The sequence below is a fragment of the Nocardiopsis sp. SBT366 genome (assembly GCF_001083815.1).
Classification (GTDB): Bacteria; Actinomycetota; Actinomycetes; order Streptosporangiales; family Streptosporangiaceae; genus Nocardiopsis; species Nocardiopsis prasina.
Map to the genome: position 1 here is coordinate 14808 of NZ_LAVM01000038.1, position 15062 is coordinate 29869.

A 15062-nucleotide genomic window follows, 5' to 3' on the forward strand; every position below is an offset into this window, starting at 1 on the left:
CTGTGTGGGACAGCTCAACGCCGACGGCGAAGGGCGCGCTCCATGTCGCGCTTGGCCTCACGCTCGGCGATCGCATGGCGCTTGTCGTACTCACGCTTACCGCGAGCCAGAGCGATCTCCACCTTGGCCCGACCGTCACTGAAGTACAGGGACAGCGGGATCAGCGTGCGCCCGGGTTCCCGGGTCTTGCCGATCAGCCGGGAGATCTGCTCGCGGTGCAGGAGTAGCTTACGTGATCTGCGGGCGGAGTGGTTGGTCCACGTGCCCTGTGAGTACTCGGGGATGTGCACGCCCTCGAGCCACACCTCACCGTCGTGGATGTGCGCGAAGCCGTCCACGAGGGAGGCGCGCCCCTCTCGCAGGGACTTCACCTCGGTGCCGGTCAGGACCAGCCCCGCCTCGTAGGTCTCGTCGAGGTGGTACTCGTGCCGGGCCCGGCGGTTCTGGGCGATCAGTTTCCGCCCGGTTTCCTTGGCCACGGTTGTATCCCTTCATGCGTCCGGGGGGCCACTTCGTGTGGCCCCCCGGTACCCGGCGCCCGCCCGACTGGCGGGTGACCCGTCAGACCTTCAGGTAGCGGCGCAGGGTGAGGAACGAGGTCACGGTGCACAGGAGCACACCGAGGATCATCGAAACACCGATGACGTACAGCAGGGAGCCCGTGCCCAGCGCCACGTCGAACTGGAACCACTCCTCGATCTGGGTGAGCAGCGTGTACCTGGTGGCCACGATGAACCCGGACGCGATGACACCACCGATGAGACCGGCGATGGCGCCCTCCAGGAGGAAGGGCAGCTGGATGTAGAAGTTCGACGCACCGACCAGGCGCATGATGCCGGTCTCCCGGCGACGGCTGTAGGCCGACAACCGGATGGTGTTGCCGATCAGCAGCGCGGCGGCGGCCAGCTGCACACCGGCGACCACCAGAGCGGCCCACTTAAGACCGTCGAGCAGCCCGAAGAACTGTTCGAGGACGCGCTGGTCGTTGGAGACGGAGTCGACACCGGCGGCCCCGTCGACGGCCGCGCGAACGGTGTCGTAGTTATCGGGGTTGGTGAGCTGCACCCGGTAGTTCTCCGGGATGTCACCCTCCTGCGCGGCCTCGGCGAGGGCCTCGTTGGAGGAGCCGATGCGCTCCTGGAAGTCGGCCCAGGCCTCGGCGGCGGTGAGGTACCGGAAGTCGTCGACCTCGGGCAGCGAGTTCAGCTGCGCTTCGAGTGCCTCACGGTCCTCCTCGGTCGCCGCGCCGTTCTCCTGGCAGGCCGAGGTCGGCGAGATGTCGTTGCACATGTAGATGGTCAGCGTGATCCGCTGGTCCCAGTAGTTGCGCATCTCGGAAACCTGCTGGTTGACCAGCAGACCGGCACCGAACAAGGCGAGGGAGATGGCCACGGTCGTGATGACCGCGATGGTCATCGTCAGGTTGCGACGTAGGCCGATCCACGTCTCGGAGAGAACGAATTGTGCTCGCATGATCTGTTAAAGGTCCATCCTTCGGGGCTTCGCCGTGCCGGTTGTCTCGCGGTCGCCGACCGCCCGGCGACGAGCGTGCCAGGGGTCAGTACGCCTGGCCGTAGACGCCGCGCGTCTGGTCGCGCACTACCAAGCCCTCTTCAAGCTCGATCACGCGCTTGCGCATCGAGTCGACGATGGCGGCGTCGTGCGTCGCCATGACGACGGTCGTGCCCGTGCGGTTGATTCGGTCCAGCACCTTCATGATGCCGATGGAGGTCGCCGGGTCGATGTTTCCGGTGGGCTCGTCGGCCAGCAGGATCTGCGGGCGGTTGACGAAGGCGCGGGCGATGGCCACGCGCTGCTGCTCACCACCGGAGAGCTCCCCGGGCATGCGCCCGGCCTTGCCCTCGAGGCCCACGAGCTCGACGACCTCGGGGACGACCTTCTTGATGAACCGCCGAGGCTTGCCGATGACCTCCAGCGCGAACGCGACGTTCTCGAAGACGTTCTTGTTCGGCAGCAGGCGGAAGTCCTGGAAGACGCAGCCGATGCGGCGGCGTAGGTGCGGAACCTTCCAGTTGGACAGGCGCGCGAGGTCCTTGCCCGCGACGTGCACCCGTCCCTCGTTGGGCTTCTCCTCCTTGAGCACCAGCCTGAGGAAGGTCGACTTGCCGGAGCCGGACGGGCCGACCAGGAAGACGAACTCGCTCTTGTCCACGTCGATGGAAACACCGTCGAGCGCGGGGCGCTTCTGAGTCGGGTACAGCTTGGTGACGTTATCGAAGTGGATCACAGGCGCATCACAAGGCTCTCGAAGGTATGGGCACCCGGCGGACTGAGCTCCGCGCGGGATGGTACCGGCCGCATGGCCACCGACAGTTTAGAGGGGGCAGGAGCCCGGATTGTCCAGGTCCTGTCGCACCCGAGAGATCTGTGGAGATCAGAGCACTATCGGACAACAGCCACGAGCATATCGGAGGTGTCAACCGATGATAACGTTCACATATAGCAGTTTCGGTAAAACTGCGGGGTCGTGCGCGTCACCGTTGGGCTACGAGGCGGGTTCACCGTCTCTGGTTCGTGCGCGCGACCGGGCGTGTCCCCGCCCCTCGGGCGGGGACGCCACGGGTCAGCTCTGCTCGTTCTTCTCGCGGCTGCGCATCCACCGGATCTCGGCGTCGATGAACGCGTCGATCTCGCCGTCGAGGACACCGGAGGTGTTGCCGGTCTCGGCACCGGTGCGGACGTCCTTCACGCTCTGGTACGGGTGCAGGACGTAGTTGCGCATCTGGGTGCCCCAGCTGCTCACCGAGTCACCGCGGATCTCGTCCAGCGCGGCCTGCTCCTCCTGGCGCTTGCGGGCCAGGAGCTTGGCCTGGAGCATCGACATCGCCGTCGCCTTGTTCTGCAACTGCGAGCGCTCGTTCTGGCAGGAGACCACGATCCCGGTGGGCATGTGGGTGATGCGCACGGCGGAGTCGGTGGTGTTGACGCCCTGGCCGCCGGGGCCGCTGGAGCGGTACACGTCCACGCGCAGTTCCGTCTCGTCGATCTCGATGTGGTCGCTCTGCTCGACCATCGGGACCACGTCCACACCCGCGAACGACGTCTGGCGCCGGTTCTGGTTGTCGAACGGCGAGATGCGCACCAGCCGGTGGGTGCCGTGCTCTCCGCGCAGGGTGCCGTAGGCGAAGGCGGACTTGACCGCGAACGAGGTGGACTTGATGCCCGCCTCCTCCGCGTAGGAGGTCTCGTAGACCTCCGTGGGGTAGCCGTGCCGCTCCGCCCAGCGCAGGTACATGCGCTGGAGCATCTGCGCCCAGTCGGCCGCGTCAACGCCGCCCGCCTGGGAGTTGATGGTGACGATCGCTTCGCTCTCGTCGTGCGGGCCGTTGAGGAGCGTGCGCACCTCCAGCTCACCGATGTCCTTGCGGAGCTGCTCCAGCTCACGGTCGGCCTCGGCCTTGGTGTCGGGGTCGTCCTCCGCCTCGGCGAGCTCGTAGAGCACCCCGAGGTCGTCCAGGCGCTGCCCGATGCCGTTGACCTTGTTGACCATGGACTCCAGACTCGAAAGCTGGCGCGTCACCTTCTGCGCGTTGCCCTGGTCGGCCCACAGTTCGGGGTCCGCGGACTGCTCACGCAGCTCGGCGATCTCGGTCTGCATGGCCTCCAGGTCCAACACGGCGGTCACACTCGCAAGGGTCGCCGCGAGTTCCTTGATCTTCTCTGCTGGGTCCAGTTCTGCCACGGGACCCAGTGTAGGTCCCAGTGGGAGGGCGGCCCCCATCCGCGGGAGCGGGATCCGGCCGGGGAGGCCACCGTCACCCTCACGAAGGGCCCGCCCCGACAGAAGGAGGGGCGCCCGGTGCTCCGGACGCCCCTCCCCCTGTGGAACCAGTCGGCTAGTCGACCAGCGAACGGATCGACCTCAGCGCCACCGAGAGGGTGGCGAGGTCGAAGCGCTCGTTCTCCTGGATCTCCGAGAGCGTGATCCCCGCGCGCTGCACCGAGGACTCGTTCTGCTCGGCCCACTGGCGGATCAGCTCCGAGTTGGAGCCCTCGCCACCGGACTCCAGCACGCGGCTGGTGAGGTCCGCGTGCGCCGAGTACAGGTCGTCGCGCAGCGCCGAACGCGCCATCGTGCCCCAGCGGTCGTCCCTGGGCAGGTCGATGATCCGCTCACGCCACCAGCTGATGTTGAACCGGTCGGCCAGCTCGAAGTACAGGCTGGCGACCTGACGGACCGGCTGGCCCGTACGCCTGGCGATCTCCACCAGGTCCAGCGTGGAGTAGGCCGGGACCATCACGGCGACGCGCTCCGCGAGGTCCCTGGGCACGCCCAGCGAGGTGTACCGGTCGCGGCGCTCCTCGAAGGCCTCCAGGTCCCGACCGCGCAACAGCTCCTTGAGCTGCGGCAGCACCTCGCCCACGCCCTCGGCGAAGAAGCCGATCTCGCTGGCGAGGTCGAACGGGAAGGTCCGGTTGCGCAGCAGCCACCGGGCGGACCGCTCGGCCAGCTTGCGGATCTCCAGCAGGAGCACCAGCTGGCTGTCCACCGAGATCTGGTGGTCCAGCTCCTCGATCTCGCCCCAGTACTGGCGCAGTCCCAGGATCTCCTGGGTGACCAGGTAGGCCCGGGTGATGTCGGCGGCGCTGGAGCCCAGCTCCTCGTTGAGGCGGAACGCGAAGGTCGTGCCCGACCGGTTGACCATCTGGTTGGTCACCTGGTTGACGATGATCTCCCGGCGCAGCGGGTGCGACCGCACACCGGCTGCGAAGCGCTCCAGCCGCAGCGGGGTCGGGAAGTAGTTCGTCAGGGTCGACGCCAGGTACGGGTCGTCGGCCAGGTCGGACAGGCCGATCTGCTCCTTGAGGCTGATCTTGGTGTACGAGAGCAGCGTGGCGAACTCGGGGCCGGTCAGCCCCTTGCCCTGGGCGCGCCGCTCGGCGATCGCCTTGTCGGAGGGCAGGTCCTCCTGCTTGCGCTTGAGGACCTTGGTGCGCTCCAGGTGGCGCATGTAGCGGCCGTGGACGTGCAGCATCTCGTGGGTCTGCTTGCGCGCGGCGGCCAGCACGGCGTTCTGGGAGTAGTTGTTGTCCAGGACCAGCGACGCGACCTCGTCGGTCATGTCGATGAACAGCTGGTCGCGGTCGGCCTTGGCCATCTCGCCGGAGCGCACCTCGCGGTCCAGCATGATCTTGATGTTGACCTCGTGGTCGGAGGTGTCCACACCGGCGGAGTTGTCGATGAAGTCACTGTTGACCCGGCCGCCGTCGCGGGCGAACTCGATGCGGGCAGGCTGGGTCAGGCCCAGGTTGCCGCCCTCGCCGACCACCTTCACGCGCAGCTCGGTGGCGTCCACCCGCACCTGGTCGTTGGCCTTGTCGCCGACGTCCGCGTGGGTCTGGCCGCTGGCCTTGACGTAGGTGCCGATGCCGCCGTTCCAGAGCAGGTCCACCGGCGACGTGAGCACGCACCGGATGAGCTCATCCGGGGTGAGCGCCGTGACGTCCTCGTCGATCCCGAGGACCTCGCGCACCTGCGGGGTGATCGGTACGGACTTGGCGGTGCGCGGGTGCACGCCGCCGCCCTCGGAGATCAACGACGTGTCGTAGCTCTCCCAGGTGCTGCGCGGCAGGCGGAACACGCGCTCGCGCTCGGCCCAGGAGGTGGCCGGGTCCGGGTCGGGGTCGAGGAAGACGTGCCGGTGGTCGAAGGCGGCCACCAGCTTGATCTTGCGGGACAGCAACATCCCGTTGCCGAACACGTCACCGGACATGTCGCCGATCCCGACGACGCTGAAGGGCTCCTCCTGGACGTTGACGCCCATCTCGCGGAAGTTGTACTTCACCGACTCCCACGCGCCACGGGCGGTGATGCCCATGGCCTTGTGGTCGTAACCCACCGAGCCGCCGCTGGCGAAGGCGTCGCCCAGCCAGAAGCCGCGTTCGATGGAGATCGCGTTGGCGGTGTCGGAGAAGGTCGCGGTGCCCTTGTCGGCGGCGACCACCAGGTAGGAGTCGTCGCCGTCGTGCAGGACGGTGCGCTCGGGGTGCACGACCTGGCCGTCGACGAGGTTGTCGGTGACGTCCAGCAGGCCGCTGATGAACTGCTTGTAGCAGGACACGACCTCGGCCATGACCTCCTCACGGCCACCGCCGGAGGGCAGACGCTTGCAGACGAACCCGCCCTTGGCGCCGCTCGGCACGATGACGGAGTTCTTCACCATCTGCGCCTTGACCAGGCCGAGGATCTCCGTACGGAAGTCCTCGAACCGGTCCGACCAGCGCAGACCGCCACGGGCGACGGAGCCGAAGCGCAGGTGGACGCCCTCGACGCGCGGCGAGTACACGTACATCTCGAACCGGGGCCGCGGGTGGGGCAGGTCCGGGATCTCCTGCGGGTTGAGCTTGAGCACCAGGTAGGGGCGCCCCTCGGAGCCGCCCTGGTAGTGATTGGTGCGCAGGGTGGCCTGGATGACCGCCAGGAACGAACGCAGGATGCGGTCGTGGTCCAGGCTGGCCACGCCGTCCAGCTCGCCCTCGATCTTGCCGACGAGCACGTTGCCGCGCTCGGTGCGGCCCTCGTCGGGCTGGTCGGGGTCGAAGCGGGCCTCGAAGAGCTCCACCAGCAGGTTGGCGATCCCGACGTTGGCGACGAGGACGTCGGCCAGGTAGTCGGGGGTGAAGGTCGATCCGGTCTGACGCAGGTACTTGGCGTAGGCGCGCAGCACGGTGAGCTGGCGCCAGTCGAGTCCGGCGCGCACGACCAGGGCGTTGAAGCGGTCGGACTCCCCGAGGTCGCGCCAGGAGGCGTCGAAGGCGTCCTCGAAGAGGCTCTTCAGACGGCTCGGGGAGAGGTCGGAGGCCTCCAGCGGGCCCAGGCCGAAGTCGTAGATCCAGACCCGGCCCACCCCGCCGACGGTGATGTCGTAGGGCAGCTCGTCGACGACCTCGACGCCCAGGTGCTCCAGGACCGGCAGGACGTGGGACAGCGAGATGGGCTCACCGATCCGGGCCAGGCGGAAGCGCCAGGTCCCGGGGGCACCCTCCGGCTGGTGGAGGCTGGCCGAGAACTCGCCCTGGCGGTCCTCGGAGTCGGTGCGCTGGAGCAGCTCCTCGATCCGGGAGATGTCCTTGGCGGCCACCGTGGGGTCGTTGTCGATCTTGTAGGCCTCGGTGAGACCGGGGCCGTAGCGCTCCTTGAGCGTGGTGGCGCGCGTGGGACCGAACTCGTCGACGAGGGCGTCGTCGAAGTCGGCGTCCCATGAACGCGCCGCCTGGCGGACCTTCTCCTCCAGCTCGACCTGGTCGATGTCGGCGAGCGTCTGTCCGCTCTGGGCCCGGGCCACCAGGTAGAGGCGGGCCAGCGGGGCGGCGCCGATCATCACGTTGTGGTCCATGGTGGCGCCGTGGAAGGCGTCGGCCAGGACGTCCTGGATGTCGAGGCGCACCTGGGTGCTGTACTCGTCGCGCGGCATGTACACGAAGCAGGACATGTAGCGGCCGCCGTAGGGGTCGCGGCGCATGAACAGCTTGGTGCCCCGGCGGTCGCGCAGGCGCAGCACACCGCGGACGATGCTGTAGAGCTCGCCCACAGGGATCTGGAGGAGTTCCTCGCGCGGGAAGGTCTCCAGGAGCTCGATCAGGTCCTTGCCGTCGTAGCTGTCGGCCTCGAACCCGGCCAGGGCCAGGACCTCGGCCTGCTTGCGGCGCAGGATGGGGATCTGGGCGATGCTGCTGGTGTTGGCCTGGGACGAGAACAGGCCGAGGAAGCGACGCTCGCCGACGATGTTGCCCTGGGCGTCGAACTTCTTGACGCTGATGTAGTCCAGGTACTTGGGCCGGTAGACCGTGGCGCGCGAGTTGGCCTTGGTGAGCACCAGCAGGTAGGGCTCGCGGGCCTTGCCCCGGATCTCGGGGGGCAGCGCGGAGAACCTGGTGGACGCGGACGGGTCCATGCGCAGGATGCCCAGGCCCGTGCCGGGCTCGGGACGCAGGGAGTCGTCGCCGTTCTCGTCGGTGACCAGGGCGTACTCGCGGTAGCCCATGAAGGTGAAGTGACGCGAGGCGATCCAGCGCAGGAAGTCGACGCTCTCGCCGATCTCGCGGGGGTCGACGCCGCCGGCCACCAGGCGGTCCGGGTATGCGGAGAGCTCGTCGGCGATCCGGATGACCCGGTCGCTCATCTTGGCGGAGTCCTCGTCGGCGTAGCGGACGTCGCTGAGGACGCGCTCCAGCCGGGTGCTGATCTCCTTGACCCGCTCGGGGTCGCTCTGCCGGTCGATCTCGATGTGCATCCACGACTCGTCGATGGGCAGCAGGCCGTCGCCGCCGATCTCCGGGTCGACCTGGACCAGGTTGCCGGACAGGTCGCGTCCGACGGTCATCTGCGGGTGGATGATCAGCCGTACCCCGGCGCCCAGGTCGCTGAGGGCCATGGTCACGGAGGAGACCAGGAACGGGGCGTTGTCCGTGACGATCTCGACGATGCTGGTCTGCTGTTCCCAGCCGTCGTGTTCGAGGGTCGGCGTGTGGACGCGGACCTTCGCCCGTCCCGGTGCCCGTTCGGCGCCGAAGGAGCGGTGGGCCTCGGCGGTCCCGCAGATCTGCTCGGGGCTGCGCCCGCTGATCTCCTCGGGGTCCGTGTGGCGGTAGTAGAGGGGGAGGAAGGCGCGGACCGCGTCGGCGGCCTCGGGGCTCAGTCGGTCCCCCGGACTCCACCGGGAGGCCGCGTCATTGAGCAGCTTCTGGAGAATGACGTCGGATTGCCCGGACATAGGGATCTCTCACTCCTTTGTGAGCAACGTCGCACGAGCGCAGTTGAGGACACCCGGTCATGTGACGTGTGTGGCTCGTCAGGCGACCTGTGAACTTCTGTGGCTGACTTGTGAATTCTCGTGAGGCCTTGGGCCGCAAGGATCCCACGAGGGTGTTGGTTGGGTTGGTACCTGTGCGCACAGGTGGCGTCAAACGAGGTCGGGACGTCGTTGTCCCGGCCTCTGCCCCCACGGAGTGGGGACGGACCCCAGGCTACTGCTTTTCGCGCCTGAGAACAGGACCAACACCGTTACAGCCCAGTTACGCACTGTAAGACCTGGATTGCGGCGCATGCCGGAACACCCGTGTGCCCGACGCGATCACCGTGTCGTGGCCTGGTGCACGGCCGTCATCACCGCTCTGGGATCGCTCAGGTCCGGCAGCACGATCTGCGCCCCGGCCTCCCGCAGCTGCCCTTCGGTCGTGGAACCGTTGAGCACCGCGATCGGGATCGCGCCGCCGATCAGCGCCGCGCGCACGTCCGGGGCCGAGCCGGTGACGAACACCGTCTCCTCCTCCGAGAAGGCGCGGCCGCCCTCACCGGCGGCGTGCAGCCTGATGGACTGGATCAGGCTGGACTTGGGGTAGTTGACCGAGCCGAACCCGCCCACGGCGAGGTTGAGGTGGGTGTCCAGGCCGAAGGCCACCAGCTTGGCGGTGGCGTTGGTCCGGGTGCTTCCGCTGACCACGGTCTGGAGGGTGTCCGGCAGCGCGGCCACGGCGGCCAGGGAGGCGGCCGCACCCGGCATGACGCGCCCCTTGGCCAGGAGCTGTTCATGGCGGGCCCCGAAGGAGGCCTCCAAGGCGGCGAGGAAGTCGCCCAGGACCTCGGTGTCGGGTTCGAGCTCGACGTAGTTGCGGGCGCAGAACTCGAAGAACATCTCGGAGTCCGTGCGGCCCGCCGCCGAGGTCAGGTAGACCAGCGGTTCCCCCGTGACCTTCTCGAAGGCCTCGGCGTAGGCGGCCCTCATGACCTGCCCCACGTCGAGGAGCGTGAGGTCGATGTTCCATAGCACCAGGCGGCTGATGGCTGACTCCTCGGCGATCGGGGTTCGGGGACGCCACCATTGTGCCGGATGGGCGATTCAGGGAGAAAACGGCGTCCGAACCCGGTCATCGCCGGAGCGGCGGGGGCGCCTCCCGCGTCTCAACCCCTGTGGACGCCTGTGAGCGGACGTACCCCTCCCCCGAAGGAAGGTTTCCCCGATGACCGGATTCTGGAAGCTGTCACTACTCGCCGCGACGGCGGTGGCCCTGACTGCCTGCTCCCCCGGCAGCCCGCCCCGCGACGGGACGGCGGTGCTCGGCGACGATCCCCGTGTCATCGTTCACGACTTCTCGTTCGGGCAGGACATGCTCCTCGTCCTGACCCTGGAGTACGTGCCGGAGCACGGTTGTCTCCTGGTGCACACGAACGACGCCGAGACCGGTGAACCCGTGGAGGTGCTGGCACCGATCTGGCCGAGCGACGTGGAGCCCCTCCACGAGGACGGGCGCATCGGCGTCACCGTTCCGGAGGTGGGCGCGCTGGTGGACGGGGACGCCTTCACCAGCGGGGGCTCCCACACGGACGCGTCGGACCTGAACGAGGTGCCCGACCTGCCCGGAGAGTGCCTGCCGGAGGGCGGGTTCGTCACGATCAACCAGGGTTCGGTGGAGAGGGGCGCCCCCGACCCGGACCTGGTGTGACGCGCGAGGCACACGCGACGGGTCCCAGCCCGTGGCAGGGCCGGGGCGCTTACACGGGAACCTCAGAGGTGCGAGGGACGAGCGGCGATCAACTGCGCGAAGGCGGCCCACTCGGAGGCCCCGATCGGCAGGAAGCCGTGGCCGGGGTTCTTGGAGTCACGGATGGCAGCACCGGTGGGCAGGTCAGCGACCTCGACGCAGTTGTCCCCGCTGGATGAGTAGGAGGACTTACGGAAGGTCGGAGCGACCTGGGCCACCTCGACGCAGTTCTCCCCGCCGGATGAGTAGGAGGACTTGCGGAAGGTAAGGATGGGCGCGACCTCAACGCAGTTGTCCTGGTGCCCGGAGTAGGAGGACTTACGGAACTCCAGCAGCATGATCAGGCTCGCTTGTCGTGCTCGGCGGCGATGGATTCGATCAGGTCGAGGGACTTATTCGGGTCCAAGGCCAGATTGTGGACACCGTCGAAGATCAGCCTATGCCGATCCACGTAAGCCTCGTCCTCCACGTACAAGGACTCCACGCCAGTCGAGATGCTGACGATCCCCGGTTCAGGGCTCCGTGCCGTTGGGCGGAGCCGTCCTCGTAATGCGGCGCCGCCCATCCGCACGGCAGGACACGCTCAGCCCCCGTGCCGCCCCTGTCCCCCACCCGTGGTTTCACCCCTACACGGAGTGCTCCCACTCGCCGAAGGGGGCGCGGACCCGACACACTCCCGCGGTGAGGTCGGCTTCCAGGGAGAATTCCGCCAGAGCGGGCCAACTCTCCCCTGCCAGAAGATCGTGGGCCACGCGCAGGCGCTCCACCAGATCCGTGGGGCCTCCGCCGTGGGCGGCGCCGTCCGGCCACAGGTAGGCCCAGGAGCCGTCCGGGGCGCCGAGGTAGACGATGGGTCCCACTCCTCCGCCGAACGGGCGCATTCCTATCCCGATACGGACCCCGGGAAGCATGAGCATGAACCGGGTGACGCGATCATCCTCGGTCAGGTCCTCCACGGTGAAGGGCAGGACTCGGGTACCTTCCGACTCGCGTCCCATCCCGGGGAACTCACCCCGAGGGACCCTCTGGGTACGGTCCCGCATGAAGAACGCCTCGCACACGAACGGTCCGGCAGCGCTCTTCGGTCCGGCCTTCCGCAGAGCGGCGACCGGACTGGCGTGCGAGTCCGAACGCGGTCCCCAGGGAACCACGACCAGCCCGTCCGGCTCCAGTCCGTCGAGCCAGGAGACGGGCACTCGACTGACCGAGCAGGTGGCGATGACGGCGTCGTAGGCACCCTCTTCCGGCAGCTCCGCGCCATGGACCACCGTCACCTCAGCGCCTTCCAGGTTCCGCCGGGCTCGTTGGCCCACCTTGGGGTCGATTTCGATGGTGGTGACATGGCCGGTGGGTCCGACGAGGGAGGCGAGGATCGCTGCGTTCCACCCGGTCCCGGTGCCGATTTCGAGTACGCGCATGCCCGGCTCGATCCGGGCTGCGGCGATCATGTCGGCCATGAGTTGTGGGGCGGACGAGGACGAGGAGGGGTGGTTGACGGCTCCACTGCCTCCGTCGTTGGCCTGGGTGACGACCGCGTCATCGCCGTAGACGTAGGCGGCCCACCGGGCGGGGTCGGCCGAACGGATGAGCGGTAGTCCCTGGATGTCGGGCCAGACCAGGTCGGGGATGAACCGGTGCCGGGGATGATCGGCGAAGGCCGCACGCACCGTCTCGGACGTGTCCAGCCCGCGTACGAGGTCAGAGTGCATCCGTTGGAGGTCCATCACTTATGAACCGTCCCCGTGCCTCCGCAGTCCTGGCAGGTCACCACTTCCTTGTCCTGCCCCCAACCCTTCTTCTGTCCGTCACTGGTGATGACGAAGCTTCCCTCACCACGACAGGCACCACACTTGACCTCGGCCATCACAGCTCCCGATCCAGGGGGTGCGCGAGGGGACACGTCCCTCGCCCACCAGGGGAATCCCGAACGGCGCCCCCACGGAGATCGACTCCGAGTCATCCCATGGCGACGCTCAGCACCATCTGAGCACGGGTGGCTTAAGCCAGTCAAGATACTGGCTCAAACCAGTTGCGTAGGATGTCCGCATGACTTCTGAGGAGCGCGGTGAGCGACCTCCCCCCAGCCGGAGAATCGCCGACCAACTGCGCGCGGCCATCCAGGACGGAGATCTACGCCCCGGGGGCAGGTTGCCCTCCGAGCGCGAACTCGCAGAGGCCCACGGAACGGCCCGCAACACCGCCCGTGAGGCGATCCGCATCCTCGCCGAGGAAGGCCTGGTCGACCGTCGGCACGGCTCCGGGGTGTTCGTGCGGGAACGACGGAGGGCACTCAGGTTCGGGGCCGAGCGGTACTCCCGACGCCTGCGGGAGAAGACCGGGCTCTCCCCCTACCGCGCGGAACTCGCGAAGCAGGGTCTACTCCCCCGGGTGGACTGTGTGTCCATCCAACGCGTCGTCGCTCCGACGGAGATCGCCGAACGGCTTAGGCTACCCGTCGGGACCCCGGACGTGGTCCGCAGGGAGAACTGGTACTACGCGTCGGACGGTGCGTCCGAACACCCCGTGCAGGTCGGTGTCACGTACGTACCCTGGCCCATCGCCGAGGGAACTCCCCTGGCGGACTCGGCGAACCTGGGCAAAGGCAGCCTGTACGCCCGTTTCGAGGAGCGCGGGCACCGGATCACCCGGAGCCGCGAGGAGGTCACCGCTCGCATGCCGTCCCACGAGGAGGCGCGCGGACTCAATCTCCCCACGGGAGTTCCGGTTCTGGAAGTGCTGCACACCGGGATCGACCAGGCGGGCCACCCCTTCGAGGTGACACGCTTCGTCATGCGGGCGGACCTGGCAGCACTCGACTACGACATGGCGGTGGAGGAGACGGATGACTGACCGAGTGCGGGTCCGGGAGCGGACCGAGGCGGACCTCGCCCCGTTGGGGGAGCTCCTCGTCCGGGTACACGCCCACGACGGCTACCCGGTGGAGGGTGTGGCCCACCCACGGTCCTGGCTGACCGACCCGGGGTTCCTCCGCTCCTGGGTGGCCGAACACGACGGCGCACTCCTCGGACAGGTGAGTCTGGCCGAACCCGAGGGCGCGGACGCGGTCGCGCTGTGGAGCGAACGGACCGGACGCGCCCGCGACGAGGCGACGGTGCTCTCCCGCCTGTTCGTGAGCCCCGGGGCGCGCGGCCGGGGCGTGGGCGAAACTCTCACCCGCGCGGTGATGGACCACGCACGCCTGCACGGCTCGGCCCTGGTGCTGGACGTGATGGCCAAGGACCGGGCCGCCGCGCGCCTGTACGAACGCCTGGGCTGGGAGCGTCTGGGCGCGATCACGCACGCCTTCGACGGATCCCCCGGGGTACCCGCGTACTGCTACGCCTGGGACTCCTCGACCAGGTAGCGGAGCTCCTGGACCCCGAACCACATGAGTTCGTGGTCCTCGGCGGCTTCGGAGGCCGGGTCGGCCGCGGCCTCGGCGACGTCGGCGGCCGCGTCGGTGTCGTCCACGTGGGCCGAACGCAGCTTCTTGTAGGGCACGCCGCCCCGAACGGTCACCCGGACGACCCCCTCGGCGTGGCGTCCGCCCCGCTCCACGGCGGGGTCGGGCATTTCGGCGGCGAGGACCAGGCGGCGGCGGGGCGCCCCGGGGTCCTCGGCGAGCATTCTCAGGGACGCCTCGGCCGCCGCGTACATGGCGTCGTACTCGGCCTCCTCCGTGTCCCCGTCGGGCCCGGCGTCGGCGGTGAAGGCCGGGAGGGCCTCCCCCTCCAGTCGGCCCCGGTCGAGCAGGGCCGTGAGCGCGGGGACGGTGCTGGGCAGGAAGACGTACATGGGCTCTCCAGGACGGGATCGGATCCCTACGAGTTTCCCAAAGAACCCGACCTGGTCAGACCGGCTGCCGTTCGTGATCGTCCTCGGGGGCCAGGAAGCGGGACAGCGCCCGGCGGGTGCTCTCCACGTCGGTGTGCAGGATGCCGGTCATTCCCAGGGACTCGGCCGTCTCGATGTTGTGCGCCAGGTCGTCGATGAACACGCAGTCCTCGGGCTCCAGGCCCATCTGCTCGCAGGTGTGCAGGTAGATGCGCTCCTCCGGCTTGCGCATTCCCACCTCTCCGGAGATCACCACGGTGTCGAAGGTGGACGCGAAGTGGTCGCGCGGATAGCCGTTGCCCCACGAGTTGGACAGCAGGGCGGTTCCGTGCCCGCTTCCCCGGGCCGTACGCAGGGTGTCGTACATGGCGTCGACCGGATCGAAGTGGGAGAACATGCGCTCGATGAGGCCCTGCGCCCGCACCGGGCCGCCGTGGGTGGAGCGCAGCAGGGCGGCCAGGTCGCGCTCGAACAGGTGGGTCTCGATCTCGCCGCGTTCCAGCGCGTGCACGGGGTTGTTCGGCACGCTGTTGTCGAAGTACGGACGCATGACCTCGTGGTAGTGGTCGATGTCGATCCGGTCGGACCTGAGCCAGGCCCGGATTCCCTCGGGCAGGGGTGGGGTGAGCACACCGCCCCAGTCGCAGATGACCCCTCGTCGGGTGCCGCTCATCCGGTCGCCTCCTTCGGTGTTCGCCTCGGGGACAACCCGCCCGACCCTGTGT

Annotated in this window: 13 protein-coding genes and 1 pseudogene; 3 read left to right on the forward strand and 11 right to left on the reverse strand. The window is 68.4% G+C overall.

Annotation, left to right across the window (positions count from 1 at the left end; all coding sequences use genetic code 11):
* Positions 1-14: 14 nt before the first annotated feature.
* The 6 genes from smpB to ADX84_RS13540 all read right to left on the reverse strand — a co-directional run bounded on the left by smpB (position 15) and on the right by ADX84_RS13540 (position 9791).
* A complete protein-coding gene (smpB, locus tag ADX84_RS13515) occupies positions 15-479 on the reverse strand; it encodes an SsrA-binding protein SmpB (RefSeq protein WP_017542494.1) in 465 nt (154 codons plus the stop codon).
* Positions 480-561: 82 nt separating this feature from the next.
* Entirely contained in the window at positions 562-1473 is a 912-nt protein-coding gene (gene ftsX, locus ADX84_RS13520) for a permease-like cell division protein FtsX (RefSeq protein WP_210843484.1), read from the reverse strand.
* Between the two features lie 85 nt (positions 1474-1558).
* Complete coding sequence (gene ftsE, locus ADX84_RS13525) at positions 1559-2248, reverse strand: cell division ATP-binding protein FtsE (RefSeq protein WP_017542492.1); 690 nt, start codon at positions 2246-2248, stop codon at positions 1559-1561.
* A 336-nt stretch (positions 2249-2584) separates the two neighbouring features.
* Positions 2585-3703, reverse strand: coding sequence for a peptide chain release factor 2 (gene prfB / locus ADX84_RS13530; RefSeq protein ID WP_049573219.1), 1119 nt, complete (start codon positions 3701-3703; stop codon positions 2585-2587).
* Positions 3704-3857: 154 nt separating this feature from the next.
* A complete protein-coding gene (locus ADX84_RS13535) occupies positions 3858-8735 on the reverse strand; it encodes an NAD-glutamate dehydrogenase (protein ID WP_049573221.1) in 4878 nt (1625 codons plus the stop codon).
* A 360-nt stretch (positions 8736-9095) separates the two neighbouring features.
* Complete coding sequence (locus tag ADX84_RS13540) at positions 9096-9791, reverse strand: HAD family hydrolase (RefSeq protein ID WP_049573224.1); 696 nt, start codon at positions 9789-9791, stop codon at positions 9096-9098.
* Positions 9792-9981: 190 nt separating this feature from the next.
* Between ADX84_RS13540 and ADX84_RS13545 the strand changes: the two genes are divergently transcribed.
* Positions 9982-10464: a hypothetical protein gene (locus tag ADX84_RS13545; protein ID WP_049573227.1), complete on the forward strand. Its 483-nt coding sequence runs from the start codon at positions 9982-9984 to the stop codon at positions 10462-10464.
* 62 nt (positions 10465-10526) lie between these two features.
* Here ADX84_RS13545 and ADX84_RS13550 read toward each other — a convergent pair whose 3' ends face one another.
* The 3 genes and pseudogenes from ADX84_RS13550 to ADX84_RS13555 form a co-directional block, all read right to left on the reverse strand.
* On the reverse strand, positions 10527-10841 hold the full coding sequence (locus ADX84_RS13550; protein WP_199776587.1) for a DUF397 domain-containing protein: 315 nt from the start codon (positions 10839-10841) through the stop codon (positions 10527-10529).
* A 2-nt stretch (positions 10842-10843) separates the two neighbouring features.
* A pseudogene (locus ADX84_RS25480) lies at positions 10844-11023 on the reverse strand (Scr1 family TA system antitoxin-like transcriptional regulator); the annotation flags it as partial.
* A 106-nt stretch (positions 11024-11129) separates the two neighbouring features.
* Entirely contained in the window at positions 11130-12212 is a 1083-nt protein-coding gene (locus ADX84_RS13555; protein WP_234003957.1) for a methyltransferase domain-containing protein, read from the reverse strand.
* Positions 12213-12549: 337 nt separating this feature from the next.
* Between ADX84_RS13555 and ADX84_RS13560 the strand changes: the two genes are divergently transcribed.
* Positions 12550-13353, forward strand: coding sequence for a GntR family transcriptional regulator (locus tag ADX84_RS13560; RefSeq protein WP_049573233.1), 804 nt, complete (start codon positions 12550-12552; stop codon positions 13351-13353).
* Positions 13346-13867, forward strand: coding sequence for a GNAT family N-acetyltransferase (locus tag ADX84_RS13565; RefSeq protein ID WP_049573237.1), 522 nt, complete (start codon positions 13346-13348; stop codon positions 13865-13867). Before ADX84_RS13560 ends, ADX84_RS13565 begins: the two co-directional genes overlap by 8 nt.
* Here ADX84_RS13565 and ADX84_RS13570 read toward each other — a convergent pair.
* Positions 13840-14298, reverse strand: a complete 459-nt coding sequence (locus ADX84_RS13570; protein ID WP_049573239.1) for a DUF6912 family protein — start codon at positions 14296-14298, stop codon at positions 13840-13842. The two genes, ADX84_RS13565 and ADX84_RS13570, sit on opposite strands and share 28 nt — an antisense overlap.
* Positions 14299-14353: 55 nt before the next feature.
* Positions 14354-15010: an HAD family phosphatase gene (locus ADX84_RS13575; RefSeq protein ID WP_049573241.1), complete on the reverse strand. Its 657-nt coding sequence runs from the start codon at positions 15008-15010 to the stop codon at positions 14354-14356.
* Positions 15011-15062: the final 52 nt, after the last annotated feature.